The 24765-nt window shown below is 62.7% G+C and carries 19 protein-coding genes; 13 read left to right on the top strand and 6 right to left on the bottom strand.

Features of this window, described 5'->3' with window-relative positions; all coding sequences use genetic code 11:
- The 7 genes from HOP59_RS22660 to HOP59_RS22630 form a co-directional block, all read left to right on the top strand.
- Positions 1–1259 (top strand): type VI secretion system Vgr family protein (locus HOP59_RS22660; RefSeq protein ID WP_234255660.1); only part of this gene is annotated, 1259 nt, incomplete at its 5' end.
- Positions 1244–2065, top strand: coding sequence for a DUF4123 domain-containing protein (locus tag HOP59_RS22655; RefSeq protein WP_234255659.1), 822 nt, complete (start codon positions 1244–1246; stop codon positions 2063–2065). The genes HOP59_RS22660 and HOP59_RS22655, both read left to right, overlap by 16 nt.
- The gene (locus HOP59_RS22650) at positions 2062–5373 is read left to right on the top strand and encodes a hypothetical protein (RefSeq protein WP_234255658.1); all 3312 of its coding nucleotides are present in this window, start codon (positions 2062–2064) and stop codon (positions 5371–5373) included. Before HOP59_RS22655 ends, HOP59_RS22650 begins: the two co-directional genes overlap by 4 nt.
- On the top strand, positions 5366–6397 hold the full coding sequence (locus HOP59_RS22645; protein WP_234255657.1) for a tetratricopeptide repeat protein: 1032 nt from the start codon (positions 5366–5368) through the stop codon (positions 6395–6397). The genes HOP59_RS22650 and HOP59_RS22645 overlap by 8 nt, the downstream gene beginning before the upstream one ends.
- 18 nt (positions 6398–6415) lie before the next feature.
- Positions 6416–7384 carry a tetratricopeptide repeat protein gene (locus tag HOP59_RS22640; RefSeq protein ID WP_234255656.1) on the top strand — a complete coding sequence of 323 codons (969 nt, stop codon included), beginning with the start codon at positions 6416–6418 and terminating at the stop codon, positions 7382–7384.
- Between the two features lie 243 nt (positions 7385–7627).
- On the top strand, positions 7628–8623 hold the full coding sequence (locus HOP59_RS22635) for a DUF6708 domain-containing protein (protein ID WP_234255655.1): 996 nt from the start codon (positions 7628–7630) through the stop codon (positions 8621–8623).
- Between the two features lie 3 nt (positions 8624–8626).
- Entirely contained in the window at positions 8627–9625 is a 999-nt protein-coding gene (locus HOP59_RS22630; protein WP_234255654.1) for a DUF6708 domain-containing protein, read from the top strand.
- A gap of 13 nt (positions 9626–9638) precedes the next feature.
- On the opposite strand, the gene HOP59_RS22625 is transcribed toward HOP59_RS22630, so the two are convergent.
- The 6 genes from HOP59_RS22625 to HOP59_RS22600 form a co-directional block, all read right to left on the bottom strand.
- Positions 9639–10814, bottom strand: coding sequence for a cation diffusion facilitator family transporter (locus HOP59_RS22625; RefSeq protein ID WP_234255653.1), 1176 nt, complete (start codon positions 10812–10814; stop codon positions 9639–9641).
- Positions 10811–12001 carry a 1-acyl-sn-glycerol-3-phosphate acyltransferase gene (locus HOP59_RS22620; protein ID WP_234255652.1) on the bottom strand — a complete coding sequence of 397 codons (1191 nt, stop codon included), beginning with the start codon at positions 11999–12001 and terminating at the stop codon, positions 10811–10813. Before HOP59_RS22620 ends, HOP59_RS22625 begins: the two co-directional genes overlap by 4 nt.
- A gap of 26 nt (positions 12002–12027) precedes the next feature.
- Positions 12028–12957, bottom strand: a complete 930-nt coding sequence (locus HOP59_RS22615; RefSeq protein ID WP_234255651.1) for a recombination-associated protein RdgC — start codon at positions 12955–12957, stop codon at positions 12028–12030.
- A 108-nt stretch (positions 12958–13065) separates the two neighbouring features.
- Positions 13066–13485 carry an acyl-CoA thioesterase gene (locus HOP59_RS22610; protein ID WP_010628812.1) on the bottom strand — a complete coding sequence of 140 codons (420 nt, stop codon included), beginning with the start codon at positions 13483–13485 and terminating at the stop codon, positions 13066–13068.
- Between the two features lie 147 nt (positions 13486–13632).
- Entirely contained in the window at positions 13633–14184 is a 552-nt protein-coding gene (locus HOP59_RS22605; protein WP_010628811.1) for a CBS domain-containing protein, read from the bottom strand.
- 90 nt (positions 14185–14274) lie between these two features.
- Positions 14275–14574, bottom strand: a complete 300-nt coding sequence (locus tag HOP59_RS22600) for a hypothetical protein (RefSeq protein WP_234255650.1) — start codon at positions 14572–14574, stop codon at positions 14275–14277.
- Positions 14575–14809: 235 nt separating this feature from the next.
- Between HOP59_RS22600 and gyrA the strand changes: the two genes are divergently transcribed.
- The 6 genes from gyrA (at position 14810) to rpsA (ending at position 24749) form a co-directional block, all read left to right on the top strand.
- Positions 14810–17542: a DNA gyrase subunit A gene (gyrA, locus tag HOP59_RS22595; RefSeq protein ID WP_234255649.1), complete on the top strand. Its 2733-nt coding sequence runs from the start codon at positions 14810–14812 to the stop codon at positions 17540–17542.
- Between the two features lie 176 nt (positions 17543–17718).
- Complete coding sequence (serC, locus tag HOP59_RS22590; protein ID WP_234255648.1) at positions 17719–18804, top strand: 3-phosphoserine/phosphohydroxythreonine transaminase; 1086 nt, start codon at positions 17719–17721, stop codon at positions 18802–18804.
- 3 nt (positions 18805–18807) lie between these two features.
- Positions 18808–19899: a prephenate dehydratase gene (gene pheA, locus HOP59_RS22585; protein WP_234255647.1), complete on the top strand. Its 1092-nt coding sequence runs from the start codon at positions 18808–18810 to the stop codon at positions 19897–19899.
- Positions 19900–19928: 29 nt separating this feature from the next.
- Positions 19929–22208 (top strand): bifunctional prephenate dehydrogenase/3-phosphoshikimate 1-carboxyvinyltransferase, encoded by a 2280-nt coding sequence (locus tag HOP59_RS22580; protein WP_234255646.1) that lies wholly within the window; start codon positions 19929–19931, stop codon positions 22206–22208.
- Positions 22205–22894 carry a (d)CMP kinase gene (gene cmk, locus HOP59_RS22575; RefSeq protein ID WP_234255645.1) on the top strand — a complete coding sequence of 230 codons (690 nt, stop codon included), beginning with the start codon at positions 22205–22207 and terminating at the stop codon, positions 22892–22894. The genes HOP59_RS22580 and cmk overlap by 4 nt, the downstream gene beginning before the upstream one ends.
- Positions 22895–23072: 178 nt before the next feature.
- Complete coding sequence (gene rpsA / locus HOP59_RS22570) at positions 23073–24749, top strand: 30S ribosomal protein S1 (RefSeq protein ID WP_010628804.1); 1677 nt, start codon at positions 23073–23075, stop codon at positions 24747–24749.
- Positions 24750–24765: the final 16 nt, after the last annotated feature.

Here is a 24765-nt window from a genome sequence, read left to right as displayed (position 1 = left end):
CCGAGCTCGCCCCGGGGGTCAAGTTCACCCTCACCGACCACGACCTCAGTGAGCTCAACCGCGACTGGCAGGTGGTCAAGGTCAAGCACACCGGCAGCCAGCCCCAGGCCCTGGAAGAGGACGGTGTCACGCAGAGTGACGCGGCGGGTTTAGGCCTGCGGGGTCGGGCAGGTTCGGAGGGCATGACCAAGTTCGACAACGAACTGATCCTCACCCCCGCCGACCGTGCCTGGCGTCCCACGCCCAACGCCAAGCCCTGTGTCGACGGCCCGCAGATCGCCTTCGTCGTCGGCCCCGAGGGCGAAGAGATCTACTGCGACGAACACGGCCGGGTCAAGGTCCAGTTCCCCTGGGATCGTTATGCCGAGCCCAATACCGCCGGGGCTGAAGGCGAAGCCGCTGGAAGAGCGCCGAGCGCCTGGGTGCGCGTCTCCCAAGGCTGGGCCGGCGGCGGCTACGGTAGCATGGCCATTCCGCGGATTGGGCATGAGGTGGTGGTGTCGTTCCTCGAGGGCGACCCGGATCAGCCGCTGATCACCGGACGCACCTACCACGCCGTCAACACGCCGCCCTACGAACTGCCCGAGCACAAGACACGTACCGTCATCCGCACCCAGAGTCACAAAGGCGAAGGCTTCAACGAACTTCGCTTCGAGGACCAGGCCGGCGAAGAGCAGATCTGGCTGCACGCCCAGAAAGACCTGGAGCTGCTGACCAACAACGACCGCACCGAAGAGATCGGCAACGACAGCTTCCTCACCGTGCACCACGACCGCATCGGCGAGATCCACGCCGACGAGCACCATACCGTGCGCGGCGAACGTCATGAGCAAACCGTCGCCAACCAGCACCTCACGGTACAGGGTACCCTGCACCTCAAGGCCGGCCAGGCCTGGCTCAGCGAATGCGGCCGCGAACTGCACGTCAAGGCCGGCCACAAGGTGGTGCTCGAAGCCGGCAGCGAAATGACGCTCAACGCCGGCGGCAGCTTCCTCAAGCTCGATGGCGGCGGCGTCACCCTGGTCGGCCCCAAGGTCAAGATCAACGCCGGAGGCAGCCCCGGTTCGGGTTCCGGCCAGGCAGTGGAGACACCGCTGCTGCCGGGCAGGGCCGTGCCGGAGGTGCATGAGGCGATACCGCCAACCGTGCTGCCCAAGCTCAAGGACTATCAGCTCAGCGAAGCCACGCTGCTGCCGCTGTGCGGCAAGCTGAGCGAGACCACCTGCAGCCGGGGAGACTGCCCATGCCTGGCTGGTTGAGTCGAATCGACGAGCGCAGCCAGCGTATCGAGACCTTATCGGGCAGCTTCGAAGCCCAGCGCTCTGCTTATGCGGTGCTGGATCAGCGCCGCGCCCCAGAGCGCTGCGCCGCACTCGTGGGCCAGCCCGGTTGGCACGACTACCTGACCCTGTTCGCCGGCACGCCGCTGTCGCCGCTGCTCGAAGCCAGCCCCTGGCTGGTCGAACTCACGCCGGGCAGTGACGCCTGGCAGGCCATCGGCTCGCTATGTGCCGGGCAGCGCCTCGGCTGGCTCTTCCAACCGGCCCAGGCCACCTCCCTGAACGACATGGCTGATCATCTTCGACGCCTGTTCATCCTCGATGACCCGCACGGCGGCCAGTCGCTGGTGAACCTGCAGGATGCCGCCGCCTGGACGGCCCTGCTCGCCGCCAGTAGCGACAGCGCCTACGCCCAACTCATCGGGCCGCTGGGGCAGGTCATCACGCCCACGTCGCTGACGCACTGGCAAAGATGGCAACCGACCGAGGAACGTGGCGAAGCCCCAGCACTGACCGAAGCGCTGGAACAGGCCCTCAAGGAGAGCCCGCGTGCCTGGTGGCTCAGCCGGGCAACCGAGACGCCGCTTTCGGCGCTGCCACCGGTGTGGATGGAGCGGCTGGGGCATCTTGCCGAGGGGGGCATCACATACGGGCGGGACAGGAAGCGCCTGTTGCCGCTGATTCGTCAGGCGGGCGATGACACCTGGCATAACGCACAACACATTCTGTCCGACTTGAGCCTCACCGAAGCGCAGAGAATCAGCGAACTGGAGCGCCTTTCATGACCACCGATACACGCCCCGGCAGCCTGTACGCCCCGCTGTTGTTGCCTGAGTTCCAGCCTCCCGCCTTCGAAGGCGGTCAGGAATGCCCTGTACCGATGGTCTGCGAGACGGCTCCCTGGGCCGACATTATCTATCTCACCGGCACTGGCACGTTCTGGCTACTCACTGAGGAGGTGGCCAAGGCCCTGCACGAAGCTGCCGACGAGCTTGCCGGATGGGTGAAAGTGGAGGACCCCCATCAGCGCTTGGAACATCTCAATAACGATGCCGGCCTGTTGGAATGCTTTCTGCCGGCGCGGCCGGAAAATTTTTTGAATGAAGCCGAGCGCAATCAAGCCCGAGATAAACTGAAACGGTTAGCTGAGCTGATGCAGGAGCGCGGGGATGAAGAAACTGACCCGGCTCAACGCGTAAGCGAGCACAGCCCGCTCACTGAGAACCCATGGTTCTGGGTTTCTCCCCTGATTGTCGGTGCTCCTCGCCTCTGGAATCGTATCTGGAACGCTGAAGAGGCTCGTCTACTGGAAGAGCTTCACGGGCTATATCGCCAAGGCATGGAACGTGCCAAGGCGGAGGAGTACGTAATCGAAGGCAGCGGCTACTATGGCCCCTGGGAAGCGGAGATTGAGCGGGCGCTGGAAACCTATCGCCAGTGCCGGGCTGCCGTTCTCCAGAACAATGCCTCCGTCGACCAGCCGGGTACCCTGCTACCGGTACGACAGGCCCTGGTGGAGTATCAAGCCTTCCTTGCCGACTGTGAGTCGATGTCGCCCAAGGACTCTTCGCGCTGTGGTGTCATTGGCGACTTCATTCATGGCGAAGCTGAACGGCTTGACACTGAGTTGAGAGCCTACTGCGACAGCATCCTTGCCCTTGCCACCCTTGGTGTGGCCACCCCGGAGTGGGCTTTGGCTGCAGTGCCGATGAGTGCGGTTCCCGGCGGGTTGGAACGTGGCATCGAAGCCTTCGACTATTACAACCAACGGCTCAAGGAGGCCGTCACGATATTCGATGCGGTGGAGGACAAGCTCAACCAGTGGGCTACTGCCACTGCGCGCCGCTCAGCGCTGCCCGTTCACCTCTTCGAGGAGGAGCGCGAAGCTTTCCAGGAGCTAGTGGCTCAGTTGGATGTGCTCTATCAACTGGCCGAAGCCCAGGTGGCGAACATGCGCCCGCAGCGGGTGCTGTTCTGGCAGGCAGATATCACCGATCAGCGCCATGCCCTGGGCTATCACCGACAGACAATCGACGTATTGGTCCGCAAGGACTTTCCGCTACGTGAGTTCAGCTCGCCCCGCGCCGAGCAGGCATTGAGTCATGTCAGCCTTCGCCATCTACTGCGCGACATACGCGACGAAGACCGTCTAGCGCTGCTGCGCGACCTCGAACAGGATGGCGTGCTGCCCGCCACTCTGTGGGAGGCCAACGAAACCGCACTCTCCAACTGGCTGGCCCGGCGTGGCTGCGAGCGTATCGAGCGACGTGCCGATTGGTTCGAGGAGCGCCTAGGCTTCTTCATTCCCGAGGCTTTCTTCGATTATCTCGATGCCCAGGAATACGAGGTATTGTCTCTCCAGCAAGATGGTGCCAGGAGTGCCTGGGCAGAAACGCTGCAGCGCATCCTGTTCACCGGCCCAGGCCGGGAGCGCTTGCGCTTGTTCGATGCCAGCGCCCAGGCGCAAATGCTACGTCTGGTGGGTATGCCCCATGCCGCGTTGAACGAGGCCATGGGGATCCACCTCGACGAACCGGTGACCCTTGTCGAACGTGAGGCTTCGCTGACATTCTTTGAGTGGGAGCACGAGACCGAGGCCAGCGGGGAGGTGACAGTGGAGGTACAGCACCGCAGAGAAGGGGTGCGTGAGCGTAACCTTGGCGCTCCTCGACGTGGTCCCTGGGAAGCTGCAGAGGGGGATAACGGCACGGGCCATGGTGTCGGCGCAAAGTACCAGTTGGAACTCAAAGGCACCTACAGTCTGGCGCGCGGAGAGATCAGCCTGGGCACGCTGCAACTGCCCAGCGAAAGTGAATCTCTGCCGTTCAAAGCCGTGCTGACGCAGCGCCAGAATGAGATACGCAATCTTGGCCGCTACTCACTGCAAGTGGCGGCTGTGGCCAAGGGGTTTGCCGGCGCCTCCTTGGCACTGACTGCCGAGGCCGGGTTGGGCTTCGATCATGATGGCCTCAAGCTCACCGGACTCGAGTGGGCACAGCGCGAAGCAGAAGGCGCTGCCCTCAAAGCCTTTGCCGGCGCCACAGTGGGTGTCAACACGCGCTGCAGCATGCGCTGGCAACCGCCGGCCGATATCACCCGGCAGTTGCCGCAACTGGCTGATCGCGACTGGCTGGCCCTGAGTAATCAGCAAACCGAGCTAAATGCCTGGCGCACATTGGGTCATGCCGTGCTGGGTCTGGAGGCGGCCGGTGGGATCGGCGGCGAGCTCGGCCTGCGCTTGGGTATCCATCAGGGCAAGTTCGTCGCCTACTTCAGAGCCAAGGTCGTAGCTGGCAAAGGCGCGGGCGGACAAATCGCCATGGAGCTGGATCTCAAGCAACTGAACCTTTGGTTCATGATGCTCAGCCAGGCACTGCGTGACAACGACTATGGCTTCATCGACTGGGTCGATCGCGACGCCTTCCAGTTCATGAGCCGGCTGGGCTACCTGGCCACCACTACCTTGCTCGATATCAGCCTGCTCGCCGCCCGGGGCCTGGACGGCATCCAGCGCCTCTACGACCTGATGACCCAGAGCGAGCGGGCGGGGGTAATTGCGTATGCTATTGTCGATGCGGCCGGTAACCCTGAGCAAGCGCCTCAACTAGCGGCCTGGATCAGGAACCTGTATCCGGAAGCCCTGGGGCCGTTACTCAATACCCTGGCGTTCCCGCCTGGCCCGAGCGGCTATACCATTGACGGTGAACCCTTCGACCGCAACAAGGCCATCGACCTGCAGCAGATCGCCATCGCTACCTGTCTGGGCTGGCTGGAGGAGGGATATACTTCCAGCGGCCACTACGACCGTGCCAAGGCCCAGCACCTGTTCGAGCGCGCGGTGGCGCGGATGTCGCTGGACGGTACCTATGACGAGACGCGCAGCTGGGGCGTGGCCTACTGCCGGAACCGGTATCGGCTGGATCAGTTTATGAAACAAATAGGGTCGACTGGGCTTGATGGTAGAGATGCGGCAATGGCACGTGATAAGTATCGCCTTATCGCTGATCGCTTGGGCCTAGAGGTCGATGATCATTGCCAGCTAAGCACGTCGCCCAGAGGGACCTTTGTCACCTATCGAGAAGCGGATGCCTAATCTTATGCGAACAGCAACTATTTCCGTACTCCTCATGGTGCTCTTGACCCTTCCGATCTATGCCTGGGCCCTGAAGCCCGAGGTGCAGGCCGCCAAGGACGAGGGGATGCGCCTTTATAACATTGGCCACTCGACAGCAGCCCTTCCCTATCTGCAGCAGGCAGCAGAAGCGGGCGATGTGGATGCCATGTATTACATGGGAGAGGCGGAGCGGCGACAGCATATGCTGGGTCTAACACGAGAGGCCATGGAATGGTACTTAAAAGCCGCAGCAGAGGGAGAGGTTTACTCCATGCTACGCCTGTTCCAAGGCGGTGCTTGCATTGCCGGCGATCGTTGTCCCGAGGGGTATGAAGACTGGCATCATGCCGCCCTGGCCGTGGCTCAGCCGCGGGCAGAGGCCGGCGAACCTGATGCCATGCTAGCGCTGTATCACATCTACGCCCATCTCGATGCCTCTCGATTAACGGGAATCTACAACATGCTGGGCATTCCCACCCGAGCAGGCAAATGGTTGAAGCGTGCTGCAGAAGCAGGCCACCCGGAAGCCCAAACCCTCTGGGGTCAGCAAATTATGGGGGGGCGCGGCTGGTATTTTACCAACGGCCGCCGCCTAGCAGAGGCAGAAGTATGGTTTCGTCAGGCGGCGGAGCAGGAATATGTGCCTGGGATGGTAGCTTTAACGTCAGTTCTGGAGAAAGAAGGCGAATATTCCGAGCTATGGTCCTGGGGAGAGCGTGCTTCATTGCTTGGGTCTCGAATAGCCAGAGTTGTGCATGGCGAATGCTTGATCGTTCCAGAAAGGGCGGAATATTGCCATACAGAAGCAAATCCTATCCAAGGCTGGGCAATACTCTATGCCGTTGTGGAAGAGACAAGTGACAATACAGCGAAGCACATACTTGAGCAGCAGCGTTCAAAACTAACGCTGGAAGAGCAAGAAGAAGCGGAGGCCTTGGCAGAGCGTGAATGGATCGGCCGCGAGCCGCCGCTTTCGAACTTCCCGCCACGCTTTGGCTACTGATTCACCATGCTGCGGCCCATGTCACGCCTGCTGGTCATTGCTTTGCTGGGACTGCCGATAAGCTCCTGGGCCCTGGAGCCCGAGGTGCAGACCGCCAAAGACGAAGGGATGCGGATATACGGCCTGGGCATTGCGGCTGAAAGCATTCCACTTTTGGAACCTGCTGCTGAAGCCGGCGATGTTGAAGCCATGTACTACCTAGGCGAAATCCATCGCCTACGTCATATGGGTCTGACCCGAGATGCCATGGCGTGGTATCTGCAAGCCGCCGAACAGGGGGATGTGCACGCCATGCTGCGCCTGTTCCAGGGCGGGGCCTGCACCGCCGGCGATCGTTGCCCCGAGGGTTATGAGGACTGGCATCACGCAGCCTTGGCGGTAGCTCAGCCCAAGGCCGATGCCGGCGACCCCGATGCCATGCTGCAGATGTCCGATATCTATCGCATGTTCGATCAACCGCGTCGCGCTGGCGACTGGCTGGAACGGGCTGCCGAGGCGGGCCAGCCCGAGGCCCAGACCATTTTGGGCAATCAGATCCTCGATGGGCGCGGCTGGTACCTGACCAACGGTCGCCGGCTAAGTGCCGCTGAGGCATGGTTCAGCAAGGCAGCGGAGCAAGGGCATGTGCCTGGCATGGAGGGGTTGGCTAGAGTCTATCGAAATAAAGAAGAGTTCGAGCAAGGCTGGCAATGGATGATTGAATCCTCATTACGTGGCAGTTATCAGAACCGTTTAGGGGTGGGCTGGTGCTATCTTGACCCGTCCTATGATCAGAGATGCCACACTGGTAAGGATGTGGTTAAAGGATGGGCCGTTCTTTATTCTTTATCAAAAGAGTTTAAGGACGTTAATGCTAGGGATATAATGAGCTGGAATCAGGATGAGTTAACCGAGAGTCAACGACAAGAAGCTGAAGCCTTGGCAGAAGCTGAATGGATCGGCCGCGAGCCACCGCTTTCGAACTTCCCGCCGCGCTTTGGCTATTGATCCGTCATGCTACGACCCATGTTACGGTTGTTGGCCATCGCTCTAATGGTACTGCCAATAAGTGCCTGGGCTCTGCAGCCCGAGGTACAAACCGCCATGACTGAAGGGTTTGGTCGATAATCTGGTGCTAAGTCGTAGCGCTGGCGACCGAGGTGCTCTATCGCCTTTTGCAACGCCAGCGGCTTGGGGCGAAGAGGCTAAAGCCTGACTCTGTCGCCCATCGAAATCGAGATCAGGTAGACCATGCAGAGCATCAAGACCTACTTCGCCGATCTATCCCAGCGGCTAGGCTTGGCCGACGAGCTGATCGTGCTATCGCCCAAGCGCCGGGCCGCCAAGCAGCCCATGCAGTTAGGCGAGGTGCAGGACCAAACCGAGCACTACATGGATCTCTCCAGTGGCGCCGAAGAAAGTAAGGGTATCTTTACTGGTATATGGGGGCTCCTTACAATTTATAGTGCCATATTGATGGCGCCAGCATTGCGCCTGGAAGGCGAGTTGATCAATTGCTTAAGAGTTATTGGCGGTGCTTTTGGTATTACGTTAACTGTTTTCTTGCTGGAGGTCTTCTGGCCATCCTCTTCCCCTATTCGCTTTAACCGCCGTACCCGGGAGATCTATTTTCAGGACAAGGACAAGCTCTACCATGCACCTTGGGACGAGGCGGTGGCCTGGATGCAGGAGAGCCGCACAGTGACCCAGTACACTGGAGCCATGACTGAAACTCCGTTACAGCTGTTGCTGCAGCGTTATGGACATGCGGAGGAGGTGATTGCCTTGCGCCTCAACCTGCCCATGGGGCGAACCGCGGAAACACAGGGGATGCTGTGGGAGTATCTGCGCTGCTATATGGAGAAGGGGCCTTGGTTCGACGAGCAGGGAAATACCTTGAGCGCTTCCAACCGTAAAGAGGTGTTGGACAAATATCGGAAAAAGCACAGGACAGCTAAAGTCAATCTTCAATTGAATCGTGACTTGGTTCAGCAAAATATCATGCCGCGAGGACGGATGTGGGCAACCACAGTTTTTGAGGTTTTCATGCTCCCTCTTTTTTATATCCGCGACCTGACCGCTAAATATGCCCGCCAGCGCGCGGCCAGCAATCACTGGCATCCTCTGGTCAAGGAACGCTGCCGTCCGGATGGGCCCACCACACGACTCTACGATCTGGAGGTGGCTGAGGGATTGCACGAGGGTGCGGAGATGAGTGCTGCTGAACAAGCCCCCGTTTCGCGCTGAACCATGCAGAGCATCAAGACCTACTTCGCCGATCTATCACAGCGGCTAGGCTTGGCCGACGAGCTGATCGTGCTATCGCCCAAGCGCCGGGCCGCCAAGCAACCTATGCAGTTAGGCGAGGTGCAGGACCAAACCGAGCACTACATGGATCTCTCCAGTGGTGCCGAAGAAGGCAAGGGGATCTTTACCGGGGTATGGGGGATGGGGGCGATCTATATGTTTCTTATTATGTCGCCCGTTATTTTTCAGGACTGGGAGGGGGCGCTCTACGTCTTCACGGCCGCCGCTATCATGTTCGGGATTACATCAGTGGTCTTTCTGCTGGAGGTCTTCTGGCCATCCTCTTCCCCTATTCGCTTTAACCGCCGTACCCGGGAAGTCTATTTTCAGGATAAGGACAAGCTCTACCACGCACCTTGGGACGAAGCGGTGGCCTGGATGCAGGAGAACCGCACGGTGACCCAGTATACCGGCGCCATGACTGAAACTCCGTTGCAGCTGTTGCTACAACGCTATGAAAATCCTAAAGAGATAATCGCACTGCAGCTTAACATGCCCATTGGGCGTACCGCGGAAACACAGGGTATGCTGTGGGAGTATCTGCGCTGCTATATGGAGGAGGGACCCTGGTTCGATGAAAATGGTCAGCCACTAGCGGGCTCCAACCGGGAGGAAGTGTTGGAGGACTATCGGAGGCAGCAAAAGAAGGCCACATTGGATCTTGAGCACTACCGTAAGCTAGTTCAGGACGGCATTTTTACTCCATCACGCGCAAGGGTGCGCATCCTTGGCGCTGCCTTTTTTTACCCGTGCTTGTTTATTCGTGACATCACAGTCAAATATGCCCGCCAGCGTGCAGCCGGCAATCAGTGGCATCCTCTGGTCAAGGAGCGCTGCCGTCCGGATGGGCCCACGACACGACTCTACGATCTGGAAGTGGCCGAGGGATTGCACGAGGGTGCGGAGATGAGTGCCGCTGAGCAGGCTTCTGCTACACGATGAGCGGCTCTGACCGCTACCCCTTGCCCGGCCCTTGCCACACCCTCAGCCTGCCTACCCAGGCCAGTTCCTGCGAGGCCTCGCGCAGTTCGCGGGCGGCGTCTTCCAGGCTTTGGCCGGGCGGCAGTTGGCGCACGTATACCGAGACGTCGATCTGTTCGGCGAGGTAGTGCAGGTCGAGGGCGACGCGCTGTTGCCACACTTGGCAGTCGTGCCAGGCGTCGTCGAGCATGCCTTCCACGTCGCGGCGCAGGGGCAGGCCGGGGCGCAGGCTGTGCTCGATCTGTTCGGAGTCGTCCTCCGGGTCGATATGGAAGGTCACGTCGGCCAGGTCGGGGAAAGCACTGCGCAGTTGTCGGCTCACGGCGTTGCCGATCTCGTGGGCTTCGGAGACGGTAAGCCGTGGCGGCACCACGATGTGCAAGTCGAGCACGACCTGGCTGCCCAGTGAGCGTGTGCGCAGGTCGTGAACGCTTTCCACCCCCGGTACGGTTTCGGCGATGTCTTTCATCTTTTGCTGGTCGGCTTCGGGCAGAGCGGTGTCGATCAGCTCGCGGCTCGACTCCCACAGCAGGCGCCAACCCACCTGGCCGACCATGATGCCCACCAGAATGGCCGCCACGGCATCGACCCAGCCGGCGCCGAACTGGGCCGCCACCAGGCCGATCAGCACCGCCACGGTGGAGAGCGCATCGGAGCGGGAGTGCCAGGCGTTGGCCTCGAGCAGGCGCGATTTCACCCGCTTCGCCACACGCAGGGTGTAGCGAAATATCCACTCTTTGGCGATCAATGCCACCACGGCCACGCCGATGGCCCATAGGCCGGGTGCGGCGAATGGTTCGCCGCCCAGCAGGCGCATGAGGCTGGCCCAGGCAATACCACCGGCTACGAAGATCAGCACGCTGCCGAGTGCCAGGGTGGCCAGCGTCTCGATGCGGCCATGTCCGTAGGGGTGGTCGCTGTCCGGCTCCTGGCGCCCGTAATGGGTCGCCGCCATTACGAAGCCGTCTGTCACCAGGTCGGAGAAGGAGTGTATGCCGTCGGCGATCAGGGCGGCGGAGCCCACCAGCAGGCCGGTAATCAGCTTGAGCAGGCCAACGGCAAGGTCCACCACGGCGCCGATCAGCGTGACCCGATGGGCCTCACGGGTCTGGGCGCCGCGGTCGAGCGGCGGGTGAGGGTGCGCGCTCACGTCTCTCCCAGGTCGTGGCCGGCGAGCTGGGCTGCCTTGTTGCGCACCGGGTTGGCGTACTGGGCCAGCCACCAACTGCGCAGCTCGGACGGAACCTCGTTCAGGCGGGCTTGGAAGCGGGCCCGGTCCACGTCGCTGACCTCGCTCAGGTCCAGCAGCTCCGGCGCATCGCTCAGGGCTTCCAGCGCGAGATAGTGGCTGGGGAAGAGGCGATAGCCGCCGATCACCTGGCGGTCGATCTCGGCGGCCACGGCTTCAGGGGTGTCGAAGCCGGCGCCCAGCGGTTCGCCGAAGCGCAGCTCCACGCGCCCCTTATGGCCGGTGATGCCGGCCACGATGGATTGGATATCCTCGAACTCGCTCTTTGCGTAGCTCCCCTGGCTATGTACGGCGTGCAGCTCGCGGGCCTTCTGCAAGTCGCAGGGGTCGTACTCGTAGCTGATCGAGACCGGCACCATCCGCAGTTCGGCAATGGCCTCACCGATGGGAGCGTTGCGCTGCTCCATGCGGTGCGCCATGGTCAGCATCTTGATGATCGCCGGGTCGGTACGGTCGATCCCGTCCTTGGCGCGCCCCTCGCGCTGGGCCATCCAGATCGAGTGGTTATCCTCGACGATGGAGTGACGAATGTAGCTCGAGAGGTTCTGGTAGGCCGCCAGCATGGCGCGCTTGCCGCGCAGTGCGCGTGGCACGATGAAGCTCTTGTTGAGCCGCATCAGATCGGTAACGTAGGGCTTCTTGAGCAGGTTGTCGCCGATGGCGATGCGCACGGTGTCGCGACCCGCCTGGTGCAGGGCGAAGTTGACGAAGGCCGGATCCAGCGAGATATCGCGGTGGTTACCGATGAACAGATAGGCCGTGTCCGCGTTCAGGTTCTCCAGCCCCTCGACGCGAAAATCGTCGGTCGAGGTACGGATCATGCGGTTCATGTAATAGGCAACGCGCATCTGGAAATCGTGCACGCTGGCCACCCCGCGGGTTTCCCGACGGATGGCATAGGAAGCCAGGGCGCGGGCCAGCCAGGGCAGCGTACGGCTCAAGCGCGGCAGCCGGTAGCGGGTCAGGGCGTCTAGCAGCTCACGGTTGCCGGCCAGATTCGCCAGTACCGCGGCCACTTCGTCATCGCGATAGGGTCGGATATCCGCCCAAGGATCGGTGGGCGTTGCGCCAGTCGGATTCTCGGTCATCGGTTCTTCTTGGTTACCGGATTCGGTCATGCACTTGCCTGCGCCGCGCCATTGGCTTCGCCGCCGAGCCAGTCGATCAGACGCTCTATCTCTTCGGCCAGGGCCTGTGTCATCAGCATGAAATCGGCTTCGAGGCGCACGATGGCATCGCCATCGTCCTCGGTTTCGCTGGCCTCGTCGATCAGTGCGTCACTGAACCGCAGGGATTTCAGCGTCAGATCGTCGTGCAGCACGTAAGCCAGGCGGCCTTCAACTTCGATGGCCAGGCGGCTGGCCTGCTTGCCCGTCGCCAGCAGCTGCTGGATTTCGTCGCTGTCGAGATCCACCTGGCGGGCGCGCAGCACACCGTCGTCGCCCTTGGCCTTGAGTTCCACCTGATCGCCCAACTGCAGCGCGGCGGGGCGTGAATTCTCGTCGGCAAGCCATTGGGTCATGGCGCGCATGGGCAGGGTTTGAGCGGAGAGCGGGGTCACCTTGAGGCTGCCCAAGGTTTCGCGCAGCAGGTCGAGCGCTTCTTCGGCACGTTTACGCGAGCTGGTGTTCACCGCAATCAGATCGCGACGGGTATCCCACCAAAGGTCGACTTTCTGGCTGCGTACGAAGGCGCGTGGCAGCAGCTCTTCGTAAACCTGCTCCTTGAGTTCCTGCTTTTCCTGACGGCGCAGCTTGCGCCCCTCGCGAGCCTCGATCTCGGCGCTGCGCTCTTCCACTTCCTCGCGCACCACGCCGGCAGGCAGCAGGCGCTCATGGCGCAGCATGGTCATCAGGCGCTGCCCCTGCAGTTCGTGCAACAGCGCGGTGCCGGCGCGCCCCGCGGGCGGGCACCATCCCACGCGCCTGGCTTCCTGGCTGCCGGGCGTACGTGCCGCCTGCTCGGCCAGGGCCTCTTCAAGGTTGGCGGCGGGGATCGTCGCCGCCCCGTGCAGGCGGTAAAGGTGCAAGTGCTTGAACCACATAGTGCGTTCCCTGAGCGTAAAGGACGCATATTATGGCGAAGGGGCAGGCAGGGTTCCAGTGGCCTTGTGATCTATGATTCGCTCGAACGCTCGTTAGATATTCAGGCTTCACTCCAGGACGAGGGCAGACAATTCGTCTCGCAGCGGTCCTTCGATGAGCAAAGGCTGGTTGGCTTGCATATCGAGCAGGACGAAGGTGATGGTGGCCCGGCTGACCAGGGTATCGTCGCTGCTGCGATGGATTTCCTGGGTCATCTTCCCACTGCGGTTGCCGATGGCGGAAAGCCGGCTGTGTACCTCAAGGTCGTCACCCGCAACGGCCGCGGCACAGTAATCGATATTGATATTGACGGCTACGAGCCCGATGCCGGCTCGCTGAAACGAGGTGCTGAGTTCAGGGTGTTCGTCGAAGTAGGCCCAGCGTCCCTCTTCGAGAAACTCCAGGTAACGGGTGTTGTTGACGTGGCCATAACCATCGAGGTGGTAGCCGCGTACACGCAGTGAAATGCGGGAGATGCGGGGATCCATCCGGTGCTCCTTCTCGCAGTAATAAGGGGGCAGCTCAAACAATGAACGCTTTGGATTCTAGTCACCCTCATCAGTATCAAGCAAACGGTTGTTTTATTTTTGCGAGAAGGGAAAGGGGCGGCCATGGCCGCCCCCGCCTTGCGTGGTTCAGGCCTTGAGGACCTCAATGATGGAGGCCTTTGGCTTGACCGAGAGCCGGCGATGCAACCGTTCGGAGAGTTCACTCACCGAGAACAACCCGCGGATATGGTGCTCGGCATCTCTGACCAGACAGTAGGGCTCGCCGGCCTCGCGCAGTGTGGCCACCAGGTCGGTGACAGTGGCGCTGGCAACGGCCTCGTAATCCACGACGGGCATGGCGGCCCGGGGCTGCATCAGATCGCCGGCGGTCAGGCTGCTGCGGTCGATGCCGAGACGGTGCAAGGCCACCAGGATGCTCTGCTCCGAGAGTCGCTCGAGGGTCAGCATGCCGACCAGTTCACGCTGGCGATCGATGACCAGCTTGCCGCTCACGCCTTCCGCCTTCATCTGCCTGGCCACCTCGAGCGCCGGGGCCGAGACACTGACGGCGTGTGGCCAATGCTGGCGAAAATCGGTCATCAGGCTCAGGGCCGGGGAGTGCTCGTCGATATCGGAGAAGGCTTGAGGAGTGACCAGGTGGTCGGCGGTGTCGAGTCGGGAGAGAGGGAGTGTTTTCATCGTGCAAAACCTCTGAAAGCGCTGACATCCAATGGATGCGAAACGATCGAATATGAAGGCCCGAGACGAGCCAGGTTTCCAGTCGAGCGATCAGAGGCAGTGCGGTGGGGCGCGGGCAGGCGGCAGTGCGAGCTGCTGACAGGCGAGCGCGGAGATGCCTAGCGCAACGCCGGGGTGGGTGAGGAGTCGAGTGCCGAGGGTGGCAAGCGACTCGAGTCCGGTGTCGTCGGTGTCCGCATCGAATGACGACAGTCCGAGGGAAACGTCGTGATGCGCGAGCCCTGCCAGTGACTTGGCAGGACCTTCAAAGCCATTCTCGACCGCCTGTGAGGCCAGGTTCGGCAGCCCTACGATCAGGGCGGTGAGAGCGATCAGCAGAAGTCTTTGCATTGGGCCTCTATCTATAAGGGGGCCTTGACCCACACAAGCTAGCCCAAGAGAGTCGGGATGGCTACCGTCGCGAATAAGGAATGAGCGATGCGGGATTGGCGCGGGGCGTTACGCAAGCTGCCTTTGTGCCGTGTGGAGTGGTATGATGGCAGGCTGTAATGGCGCGCCATGCCTCGGCCACGGCTTGGCTAGAAGAGCGCACCAAACCGTTGTAGCGCAAAGGATTCGACGACCCATGGGTGACATCGCCAGAGAGATTCTGCCAGTCAACATCGAGGACGAACTGAAGCAGTCGTACCTCGACTACGCGATGAGCGTAATCATCGGCCGCGCGCTACCGGACGTGCGCGATGGCCTCAAGCCGGTGCACAGGCGCGTACTGTTCGCCATGCACGAGCTTGGCAACGACTGGAACAAAGCCTACAAGAAATCGGCCCGTGTGGTGGGCGATGTCATCGGTAAATACCACCCCCACGGTGACAGCGCGGTCTACGACACCATCGTGCGTATGGCGCAGGACTTCTCCATGCGCCACGTGCTGGTCGACGGCCAGGGCAACTTCGGCTCCATCGACGGCGACAGCGCCGCTGCCATGCGTTACACCGAGGTGCGCATGGCCAAGCTGGCTCACGAGTTGCTGGCCGATCTCGACAAGGACACCGTCGACTGGGTCGACAACTACGACGGCACCGAGCGTATTCCCGAGGTGCTGCCGACCAAGGTGCCCAACCTGCTGATCAACGGCTCCTCGGGCATCGCCGTAGGCATGGCCACCAACATCCCGCCCCACAACATGGGCGAGGTGATCGACGGCTGTCTGGCGCTGATCGACGACTACACACTCACCGTCGACGATCTGATGGAGTACATCTCCGGCCCCGATTTCCCCACTGCTGGCATCATCAACGGCCGCGCCGGCATCCTCGAGGCCTACCGTACCGGTCGCGGGCGCATCTATGTGCGTGCTCGCCATACCATCGAGTACCACGAGAAGAGCGGCCGCGATCACATCATCGTCACCGAGCTGCCGTACCAGGTGAACAAGGCGCGGCTGATCGAGAAGATCGCCGAGCTGGTCAAGGACAAGAAGATCGAAGGCATCGCCGAGCTGCGCGACGAGTCCGACAAGGACGGCCTGCGCGTGGTGATCGAGGTCAAGCGCGGCGAGTCCGGCGAGGTGGTGGTCAACAACCTGTTCGCCCAGACCCAGCTGCAGAACGTCTTCGGCATCAACATGGTCGCCATCGAGGATGGACAGCCGAAGATCCTCAACCTCAAGGAAATCCTCGAAGCCTTCATTCGTCACCGTCGTGAGGTCGTCACCCGGCGCACCCTGTACGAATTGAAGAAAGCCCGCGAGCGTGGCCACATCCTCGAAGGCTTGGCCGTGGCCATCTCCAACATCGACGAGGTGATCGAGCTGATCAAGGCCTCGCCGAGCGCCGCCGAGGCCAAGGAAAAGCTGCTCGACAAGGTGTGGCCGCCGGGTCAGGTCACCGCCATGCTCGAGCGTGCCGGTGCTACCTCGTGCAAGCCGGAAGAGCTGGAAGAGGGCTTCGGCCTCAACACCACCGGCACCGAGTACCGTCTCTCGCCGGCCCAGGCCCAGGCCATCCTCGAACTGCGCCTGCACCGCCTGACCGGCCTCGAGACCGAGAAGCTGCTTGACGAATATTTGGGCATTCTGGAGAAGATCGCCGAGCTGATGGCCATTCTGGCTTCCAGCGAGCGTCTGCTCGAGGTGATTCGCGAAGAACTCATGGCCGTGCGCGACCAGTTCGCCGACCCGCGCCGCACCGAGATCCAGGCCAGCCACCTCGACCTCTCCATCGAGGATCTGATTGCCGAGGAGGACATGGTGGTCACGGTCTCGCGGACCGGCTACGCCAAGACCCAGCCGCTCTCCGACTACCAGGCCCAGCGTCGCGGCGGTCGCGGCAAGTCGGCCACTGCCATGAAGGACGAGGACGTCATCGAGCATCTGCTGGTGGCCTCCACCCACGACACCGTGCTGCTGTTCTCCAACAAGGGCAAGGTGTACTGGCTCAAGGTCTACGAGATGCCCGCCGCCAGCCGTGGTTCCCGCGGCAAGCCGCTGGTCAACCTGCTGCCGCTGGACGAAGGCGAGGCGATCAATGCCATCCTGCCGGTGAAGGACTACCGTCCGGATTGCTACATCTTCTTCGCCACCGCCAAGGGCACGGTCAAGCGCACCAGCCTCGATCAGTTCTCGCGTCCGCGCAGCGTCGGCCTGATCGCCATCGACATCGAAGAGGGCGACCGCCTAGTGGGTGCCGCCATCACGTCGGGTAACGACCATGTGATGATGCTGTCGTCCAACGGCAAGGCGATTCGCTTCGAAGAGAGCAACGTGCGCGCCATGGGTCGTACCGCTCGCGGCGTACGCGGCATGAAGCTGCTGGGCGACGCCGAGGTGATCAGCCTGATCATTCCCAAGAGCCAGCAGATCGACGCCGATGCCGACAGTGAGGTGGAAGGTGAAGAGGGCGCGCCGCTGGAGAACGGCAACGGCGGCCAGATCTACATCCTCACCGCCTCCGAGAACGGTTACGGTAAGCGCACCCGGCTCGAGGAGTTCCCGCTGCGCGGTCGTGGCGGCCAGGGCGTCATCGCCATGCAGACCAGCGAGCGCAACGGTTCTCTGGTTGCCGCCATGCAGGTCTACTCCGCCGACGAGATGATGCTGATCACCGACCGGGGCACGCTGGTGCGTACCCGCGTCGACGAGGTCTCGATCACCTCGCGCAACACTCAGGGCGTGATGCTGATCCGCCTGGGCAATGACGAGAAGCTGGTCAAGACCGTGCGTATCGACGAGCCCGAAGCGGAGAGTGAGCTCGAGAACGGCGCTGAGGGTGAAGTTGAGAACGCGCCTAACGCCGAGCTGCAGAGTGGGCCGGAAACGGACGAGAACGGCGGCGTAGAAGAGAGCCAGAACGACGAATAAGCGCGTTTGCATTACCGGAAAGCGATGAGCTGTTCCGGCGACAAGCCTCGCGAGGGCGCTGTGAACCCATCCCTGGGCGCTATTTTTGCCATCCATGGCAAAAAACCCTCGCTACGGCTTGTCCCCGGCGCTCATCTCGCCTGGCCACGACATGAGTAGAACGGAACACCACGCTGATGACACGCCACTATAATTTCTGCGCCGGTCCCGCGGCGCTGCCCACCCCGGTGCTGGAACGCGCAAGGGAAGAGCTGCTCGACTACCAGGGCCGCGGGCTCTCGGTCATGGAGATGAGTCACCGCTCGCCCGCGTTCGTCGCCATCGCCGAGCAGGCCGAGGCCGACCTGCGCGAACTGCTCGCCGTGCCCGAGAACTACAAGGTGCTGTTCCTGCAGGGCGGCGCCAGTCTGCAGTTCTCCATGGTGCCGATGAACCTGCTGGGGCAGGGCGGCACCGCCAACTTCCTGTATACCGGAATCTGGGGCAAGAAGGCGCTGGCGGAAGCCAAGCAGATGGGCTTTGACGTGCACATGGCCGGCTCCAGCGAGCCCAGCGGCCACGCCGAAGTGCCGACCCAGGCCGACATCGCGCTCTCCGCCGATGCCGCCTACCTGCACTACACCGCCAACGAGACCATTGGCGGGCTGGAGTTCGATTATATCCCCGACGTCGGCGTGCCGCTGGTGTGCGACTACTCCTCCAGCATCCTGGCCGAACCGCTCGACGTGTCGCGTTTCGGCGTGATCTACGCCGGGGCGCAGAAGAACATCGGCCCTGCCGGCCTCACCCTGGTGCTGGTGCGCGACGACCTGCTCGACCGGCGCTGCCCGCGCATTCCCAGCCTGTTCGACTACCAGGCCATGGCCGAAGCGGGTTCCATGGTCAATACGCCGCCCACTTACGCTTGGTATCTGGCGGGGCTGGTGTTTCAGTGGCTCAAGCACGACATCGGCGGGCTCGAGGCCATGGCGACGATCAACGCGCGCAAGGCGGCCAAGCTCTACGCGGCCATCGACGCCAGCGGCTTCTATTCCAACCCCATCGCGCCGCGCAACCGCTCGCGCATGAACGTGCCCTTCGTACTGGCCGACGCCAGCCTCGACAAGACGTTCCTGGCCGAAGCCGAACAAGCCGGGCTGCTCAACCTCGCGGGCCATCGCAGCGTCGGCGGCATGCGGGCAAGCCTCTACAACGCCGTACCCGAAGCGGCCGTCGATACCTTGATCGACTTCATGTCCGACTTCGAGCAACGCAGGGGATAAGCCATGACCGATAGCCCCAACAATCTCGACACGCTGCGCCAGCGCATCGACGAGATCGACAACGACATCCTGCGCCTGATCAGCGCCCGCGCCGAGTGTGCCAAGCAGGTCGCCGAGGTCAAGACCAAGAGCGACAAGGGCGCCGTGTTCTACCGCCCCGAGCGTGAGGCCCAGGTGCTGCGGCGGATCATGGAGCTCAACCAGGGGCCGCTCAACAGCGAAGAGATGGCACGGCTGTTCCGCGAGATCATGTCCGCCTGCCTGGCGCTGGAACAGCCCACCAAGGTGGCTTATCTCGGCCCGGAGGGTACCTTCACCCAGCAGGCCGCCCTCAAGCACTTCGGTGCCAGCGCGGTGAGCATGCCCATGGCAGCCATCGACGAAGTCTTCCGCGAAGTGGAGGCCGGCGCCGTCAACTACGGCGTGGTGCCGGTGGAGAACTCCACCGAAGGCGTGGTCAGCCATACCCTCGATTCGTTCATGGACTCCTCGATCCACATCTGCGGCGAGGTGGTGTTGCGCATTCACCACCATCTGCTGGTGGCCGACACCACCCTGCGCGACAAGGTCTCGCGGGTCTACTCCCATCCGCAGTCGCTGGCGCAGTGCCGCAAGTGGCTCGACGCTCACTATCCGCGGGCCGAGCGGGTGCCGGTGTCGTCCAACGCCGAAGCGGCCAAGATGATCAAGGGCGAGTGGCACAGCGCGGCGATAGCCGGCGACATGGCGGCCAAGCTCTACGGTCTGGAGAAGGTTGCCGAGAAGATCGAGGATCGCCCCGACAACTCCACGCGCTTCCTGATCATCGGCAGCCAGCACGTACCGATGTCGGGCGAGGACAAGACCTCCATCGTGGTGGCCATGCGCAACCAGCCCGGCGCGTTGCACGACCTGCTCGAGCCCTTCCATCGTCACTCCATCGACCTCACCCGTCTGGAGACACGGCCCTCGCGCACCGGCGTGTGGAACTACGTGTTCTTCATCGACTTCAAGGGTCACGTGGATGAACCGCGTGTCGCCGCGGTGCTCGAGGAAGTGCGTCTGCGCGCCTCCGAGCTCAAGGTGCTCGGCTCCTACCCCGTAGGCGTGCTGTAAGCGTGGTGGAGCGTAGCAACCCGAGCGTAATGCCGAACGAAGCGCGAGTCCTGATCGTCGGCCTGGGGCTTATCGGCGGCTCGTTGGCCGCCGCGCTGCGTGCTGTCGGCTATGCGGGTACCATCCAATCCTGCGATCCGGATGCCGGCGAAATCGCCCGCGGCATCGAAATGGGCCTGATCGACCACGGCGACACCCGCCTCGCGTCGCTGGTGGAAGGCGCTACCCTGATCGTTCTGGCGGTGCCGGTACTGGCCATGCGCAGCGTGATGCAGGAGCTCGCCGACCTGCTGCCACGCGAGGCGTTGAGCGGTACCGCGCCGCGGGTCGTCATCACCGACGTCGGCAGCACCAAGGCGGCGGTGCGCGACTGCGCGCTGGCGGCCTTCGGCGAGCTGCCGGCGGGGCTGGTGCTGGGGCATCCCATCGCCGGCTCGGAAAAGAGCGGCGTGGCAGCTTCGAACCCGCAGCTTTACATCAAGCATAAAGTGATCCTCACCCCAAGCCGCGAGACCGCCCCGGCCGCCGTGGCCCGGGTGCAGACGCTGTGGCGTGCCTGCGGCGCCGAAGTGCTGGAGATGGACGTTGAGCGCCACGATCAGGTGCTGGCACGTACCAGCCACCTGCCGCACCTGCTCGCCTTCTCGCTGGTAGACACCCTGGCGCGCCAGGACGAACGGCTGGAGATCTTTCGCTACGCCGCCGGCGGCTTTCGCGACTTCACCCGCATCGCCGGCAGCGACCCGGTCATGTGGCGCGACATCTTCACCGCTAACCGCGACGCCGTGCTGTCCTCTCTCGACGATTTCGAGGCCGGTCTGGGGCGGCTGCGCCAGGCCGTGGAAGCGGGCGACGGTGATGCTATGCTCTCCATCTTCGACCGTGCCAGCCATGCACGACACTACTTCGACTCTCTCCTGAACCAGACCAGTTATCAGGTGGAATACCAGATGCAACAACAAGGCAAGCTCACCTTCCGGGCCGCGCCCGGTGGCCGCGTGGCCGGGCGCATTCGCGTACCGGGCGACAAGTCGATCTCCCATCGCTCGATCATGCTGGGCGCCCTGGCCGAAGGCGTGACCGAAGTGAAGGGCTTTCTGGAAGGGGAAGACAGCCTCGCCACCCTGCAGGCGTTCCGCGAGATGGGCGTGGCCATCGAAGGGCCGCACCAAGGGCGCGTTACCGTGCACGGCGTCGGCATGCACGGGCTCAAGGCGCCGGCCGGGCCGCTCTACGTGGGCAACGCCGGTACCGCCATGCGCCTGTTCGCCGGGCTGCTGGCGGGCCAAGGCTTCGACACCGAACTGATCGGCGACGCCTCGCTGACCAAGCGCCCCATGGGCCGTGTGGCCGACCCGCTGCGTGTCATGGGTGCGAAGATCGACACCGCCGAAGGCGGGCGTCCGCCGTTGAAGATCCACGGCGGCCAGAAGCTCAAGGGCATCACCTACGACATGCCCATGGCCAGCGCCCAGGTGAAGTCGTGCCTGCTGCTCGCCGGGCTCTATGCCGAAGGCGAGACCCGCGTGCGCGAGCCGGCGCCCACCCGCGACCACACCGAGCGCATGCTGGCCGGTTTCGGCTATGAAGTGCATCGCGAGGGCGACACCTGCTGGCTCAACGGTGGCGGCAAGCTCACCGCAGCCCCCATCGACGTGCCCTCCGACATCTCCTCGGCTACCTTTTTCCTGGTGGCGGCGGCGATCACCCCGGGTTCCAACCTGATTCTCGAGCACGTAGGCATCAACCCCACGCGCATCGGCGTGATCAACATCCTCAAGCTGATGGGCGCCGACCTGCACCTCACCAATGAGCGCGAGGTGGGCGGCGAGCCGGTGGCCGATCTGCACATCCGCTACGCGCCGCTCAAGGGTATCGACATTCCCCTCGATCAGGTGCCGCTGGCCATCGACGAGTTCCCGGCGCTGTTCGTCGCCGCCGCCTGCGCCACCGGCACCACGCGCCTGCGCGGCGCCGAGGAGCTGCGGGTCAAGGAGTCCGACCGCATTCAGGCCATGGCCGACGGTCTGGCGACCCTGGGCGTCGAGCACACCGTGCTCGAGGATGGCATCGACATCGTCGGCGCCGGCGAGCGTGAAGTCGCCTACGGCGGCGGGCGCATCGACAGTCTGGGCGACCACCGCATCGCCATGTCGTTCGTGGTGGCCTCGCTGCGGGCCGGCGAGGAGATCGTCATCGACGACTGCGCCAACGTGGCTACCTCGTTCCCCGGCTTCACCGAGCTGGCGCGAACGGTCGGCCTGCACGTCGAAGAAGAGGATGCCGGAAATACAGAGGAAAGAGCATGAGCGAAACGGCCAAGGTGCTGACCCTCGATGGACCCGGTGGTGCCGGCAAGGGCACCATCAGCCGTCTGGTCGCCGAGCGCCTGGGCTGGCATCTGCTCGACAGCGGCGCGCTGTACCGGTTGACCGCGCTGGCGGCCCAGCGCCACGGCGTGGCGCTGGATGACGAAGCCGCGCTGGAACGGGTTGCTGCCGGTCTCGACGTGGTGTTCGTCGCCGAGGCGGAGAGCACCCGCGTGCTGCTCGAAGGCGATGACGTCAGCCGTGAGATCCGCACCGAGCAGGTGGGCGACGCCGCTTCTCAGGTAGCGGCGTTGAATGGCGTGCGTCAGGCGCTGCTGCAGCGTCAGCGCGACTTCCGTCAGGCCCCCGGTCTGGTGGCCGACGGTCGCGACATGGGCACCGTGGTTTTCCCCGACGCCGAGCTGAAGGTTTTCCTCACTGCGAGCCCTGAAGAACGAGCGCGCAGGCGCCACCTTCAGTTGCAGGAGGCGGGGGTCAGTGCTAGTCTATCGAGTCTTTTGAAGGAAATTCAGGCACGCGATGCACGCGACATGCAGCGCAGCGTGGCTCCGCTCAAGCCGGCCGATGACGCCATAACGCTTGATACCACGAGCCTGAGTATACCGGAAGTGGTGGAACGGTTGACGGAGTGGCTGGCCCAGCGTGGCCTCGTCCCCGAGACTTGATCTCCCTTGCGGCGCCCTCGAACGGATGTCATGGCATGGTCGGGCACTAAATTCTTGCAAGCCCGGCCAGGTCCAACCAGCGCTAACATCCTCGGGGGTTTGGTAAATAAGGCCCGCACTCGCTGGTGGTGCGGAGAAGGCGGCAACGCCTCAACACCGTTGATCACGTAGGAAAATCATGAGCGAAAGCTTTGCTGAACTGTTTGAACAGTCACTGCAGGACATCAACATGGAGCCGGGCGCCATCGTCACGGCTACCGTCGTCGACATCGAAGGTGACTGGGTCACCGTCAATGCCGGCCTGAAGTCTGAAGGGCAGATTCCCGCGGCGCAGTTCCGCGACGATAACGGCGAGCTCACCATCGCCGTCGGCGACGAAGTCAGCGTTGCCCTGGAAGCCGTCGAAGACGGTTTCGGCGAGACCCGTCTGTCTCGCGAGAAGGCCAAGCGCGCCGAGGCGTGGAAGATTCTGGAAGCGGCCTTCGAGAAAGAAGAAATCGTCAAGGGCGTGATCAACGGCAAGGTCAAGGGCGGCTTCACCGTCGACATCGACTCCATCCGTGCATTCCTCCCGGGTTCCCTGGTCGACGTGCGTCCGGTGCGCGACACCACGCATCTCGAGCACAAGGAACTCGACTTCAAGGTCATCAAGCTCGACCCGAAGCGCAACAACGTTGTCGTTTCCCGCCGCGCCGTGCTCGAAGCCGAGAACAGCGCCGAGCGTGAAGCGCTGCTCGCCACCCTGCAGGAAGGCCAGCAGATCGTCGGTATCGTCAAGAACCTCACCGACTACGGCGCCTTCGTCGACCTGGGCGGCGTCGATGGCCTGCTTCACATCACCGACATGGCTTGGAAGCGCATCAAGCATCCGAGCGAAATCGTTGCCGTGGGCGACGAGATCAACGTCAAGGTGCTGAAGTTCGACCGCGAGCGCAACCGCGTCTCCCTGGGTCTGAAGCAGCTGGGCGAAGATCCGTGGGTCAGCATCACCGAGCGTTACCCCGAGGGTACCGTCGTTCAGGCCCGCGTCACCAACCTCACCGACTACGGCTGCTTCGCCGAGCTGGAAGAGGGTGTCGAAGGTCTGGTTCACGTCTCCGAAATGGACTGGACCAACAAGAACATCCACCCGTCCAAGGTCGTCAACATCGGCGACGAAGTGGATGTCATGATCCTCGACATCGACGAAGAGCGTCGTCGTATCTCCCTGGGTATCAAGCAGTGCACCGCTAACCCGTGGGAAACCTTCAACGCCCAGTACAACAAGGGCGACCGCGTGTCCGGTACCATCAAGTCGATCACCGACTTCGGTATCTTCATCGGTCTGGAAGGCGGTATCGACGGTCTGGTTCACCTCTCCGACCTCTCCTGGTCCGAGACTGGCGAAGAAGCCGTGCGCCGCTTCAAGAAGGGCGACGAAGCCGAAGCCGTCATCCTCTCCATCGACCCGGAGCGTGAGCGCATTTCGCTTGGCATCAAGCAGCTCGACTCCGACCCGGTGGCCGAGTACCTGGCTGTCAACGACAAGGGCTCCATCGTCTCCGGTCGTGTGATCGAGGTCGATGCCAAGGAAGCCCACGTCGAGCTGGCCACTGACGTCGTTGCCGTGCTCAAGGCATCCGAGATCAGCGCCGACCGCGTCGAAGACGCGCGCAACGTGCTGAGCGAAGGCGACACCGTCGAAGCCCGCATCGTCAACGTCGATCGCAAGAACCGTGCGATCAACCTGTCGATCAAGGCCAAGGATCAGGACGACACTCGTCAGAACCTGAAGAAACTGCGCGAGCAGGAAGTCGAGAGCGGTGGCCCGACCACCATCGGCGACCTGATCAAGCAGCAGATGGGTCAGGACTGATCGTCCTCGGGCTCCG

Source organism: Billgrantia aerodenitrificans, assembly GCF_021404405.1.
Lineage (GTDB): Bacteria > Pseudomonadota > Gammaproteobacteria > Pseudomonadales > Halomonadaceae > Halomonas > Halomonas aerodenitrificans.
This window is presented reverse-complemented; position numbering and strand designations above follow the sequence as displayed.

Excerpts from the sequence above, each read along its gene's own strand:
- HOP59_RS22655 (WP_234255659.1), top strand. The coding sequence starts at position 1,244 with ATGCCTGGCTGGTTGAGTCGAATCGACGAGCGCAGCCAGCGTATCGAG.
- HOP59_RS22650 (WP_234255658.1), top strand. The coding sequence starts at position 2,062 with ATGACCACCGATACACGCCCCGGCAGCCTGTACGCCCCGCTGTTGTTG.
- HOP59_RS22645 (WP_234255657.1), top strand. The coding sequence starts at position 5,366 with ATGCCTAATCTTATGCGAACAGCAACTATTTCCGTACTCCTCATGGTG.
- HOP59_RS22640 (WP_234255656.1), top strand. The coding sequence starts at position 6,416 with ATGTCACGCCTGCTGGTCATTGCTTTGCTGGGACTGCCGATAAGCTCC.
- HOP59_RS22635 (WP_234255655.1), top strand. The coding sequence starts at position 7,628 with ATGCAGAGCATCAAGACCTACTTCGCCGATCTATCCCAGCGGCTAGGC.
- HOP59_RS22630 (WP_234255654.1), top strand. The coding sequence starts at position 8,627 with ATGCAGAGCATCAAGACCTACTTCGCCGATCTATCACAGCGGCTAGGC.
- HOP59_RS22620 (WP_234255652.1), bottom strand. The coding sequence starts at position 12,001 with ATGACCGAGAATCCGACTGGCGCAACGCCCACCGATCCTTGGGCGGAT.
- HOP59_RS22615 (WP_234255651.1), bottom strand. The coding sequence starts at position 12,957 with ATGTGGTTCAAGCACTTGCACCTTTACCGCCTGCACGGGGCGGCGACG.
- HOP59_RS22610 (WP_010628812.1), bottom strand. The coding sequence starts at position 13,485 with ATGGATCCCCGCATCTCCCGCATTTCACTGCGTGTACGCGGCTACCAC.
- HOP59_RS22605 (WP_010628811.1), bottom strand. The coding sequence starts at position 14,184 with ATGAAAACACTCCCTCTCTCCCGACTCGACACCGCCGACCACCTGGTC.
- HOP59_RS22600 (WP_234255650.1), bottom strand. The coding sequence starts at position 14,574 with ATGCAAAGACTTCTGCTGATCGCTCTCACCGCCCTGATCGTAGGGCTG.
- gyrA (WP_234255649.1), top strand. The coding sequence starts at position 14,810 with ATGGGTGACATCGCCAGAGAGATTCTGCCAGTCAACATCGAGGACGAA.
- serC (WP_234255648.1), top strand. The coding sequence starts at position 17,719 with ATGACACGCCACTATAATTTCTGCGCCGGTCCCGCGGCGCTGCCCACC.
- pheA (WP_234255647.1), top strand. The coding sequence starts at position 18,808 with ATGACCGATAGCCCCAACAATCTCGACACGCTGCGCCAGCGCATCGAC.
- HOP59_RS22580 (WP_234255646.1), top strand. The coding sequence starts at position 19,929 with ATGCCGAACGAAGCGCGAGTCCTGATCGTCGGCCTGGGGCTTATCGGC.
- cmk (WP_234255645.1), top strand. The coding sequence starts at position 22,205 with ATGAGCGAAACGGCCAAGGTGCTGACCCTCGATGGACCCGGTGGTGCC.
- rpsA (WP_010628804.1), top strand. The coding sequence starts at position 23,073 with ATGAGCGAAAGCTTTGCTGAACTGTTTGAACAGTCACTGCAGGACATC.